General features: G+C 53.2%; 1 protein-coding gene. It reads left to right on the plus strand.

Going from position 1 to position 1,307, the window contains the following annotated elements; genetic code table 11:
• The first annotated feature begins 50 nt into the window (after positions 1-50).
• Positions 51-1,285 (plus strand): IS3 family transposase gene (locus tag QP324_RS11780; RefSeq protein ID WP_284816165.1). Its coding sequence is split into 2 segments (ribosomal slippage): positions 51-339 and positions 339-1,285, totalling 1,236 coding nucleotides; the frame shifts between segments, so codons are not numbered across the junction.
• Positions 1,286-1,307: the final 22 nt, after the last annotated feature.

The following is a 1,307-nucleotide window of genomic DNA, read 5'->3' on the forward strand; positions in this document are numbered from 1 at the left end:
TGAAGTGTCCCAGGTTTTGTTCCGTTTGAGTAGATGGGAAAATCTGGAATATGCCAAGAAAATTTGACCAGGATGCAAAGGACCGTGTGGTCCGTCTCGTGGAAGATCGCATCTTGGCAGAAAATATGTCGATGCAAGCCGCGTGCCAGGCAGTAGCTCCAAAGCTGGGGGTTTCATGGCATACGGCCCGTCAATGGACTCAACAGGCCCGTCGTGCGGGAAACATCCCAGAACCTGTGCCTGAAGATTTGGCCGCGGAAAACGCGAGGCTGCGTCGTGAAAATCAAGAGCTACGCGACACTAATGAGCTGCTGAAGGCCGCTTCAGCTTTTTTCGCGTCGGAACTCGACCCAAAACGTCGGAAATGATCCGGTTCATCGATGAATACCGGGTTCGTTTCTCTGTCGAGTTCATCTGTAAGACGTTGAAGAATAACCGGTCTGGTGGGTTCATCACCTCGCGTGGCTATCGCCAGTCCAAGGCCCGTGGGTTAAGTGCTCGTCGCCTTCGTGATGCTGTGCTGGTCGAACGCATTAGAACTGTTCATCGGGATAATTACGGTGTCTACGGTGTACGGAAAATGTGGCATGCTCTCCGCCGTGACGGAATTGATATCGGTCGTGAACAAACTGCCCGTTTAATGCGCTTGGCCGGTGTTTCTGGCAAAGGCAAAGGCAGATCACCTCTCACAACCCGTAAGCCTAACGTGCCTGATCTGCGCCCAGACTTGGTCGAGCGTGAATTCAAAGCCCCCGGCCCGAACAAACTGTGGGTGGCTGACATTACGTATGTGCGCACGAAGAAAGGCTTTGTGTATGCCGCGTTTGTCACCGACGTTTACTCCCGACGGATCGTTGGGTGGGCGTTATCAGACTCCATGCGCACCGAAGCGTTGCCGCTGCAAGCTCTTAATCAGGCGATCGTGTGTGCTGAGGAAACAACAGGTCTCATTCACCATTCGGATCACGGCTCGCAGTACGTCAGCGTGGTCTACAACGAGCGCCTTGCCCAGCACGGGATTGCCGCTTCCACCGGAACTGTCGGGGATTCTTATGACAATGCTCTGGCTGAAAACGTTAACGGCTCCTACAAGAACGAGCTGATCCATACTCGCAGGTGGGAGGATGTTGTCGAGGTAGAAATCGCGACGTTCGAGTGGGTGTCATGGTGGAACGAGATGAGGCTTCACCAAAGCTTGGGATACCGAACCCCAGTCGAAGTGGAAACCGATTTTTGGAAGCAGAAACCGCCACAGGAAATAATAGAAATCAAGGCAAATGCCTAGGAACAAAACTCGGGGCACTTCA

The organism is Corynebacterium sp. UMB0012, from assembly GCF_030216265.1.
In the GTDB taxonomy this organism is placed as follows: Bacteria; Actinomycetota; Actinomycetes; order Mycobacteriales; family Mycobacteriaceae; genus Corynebacterium.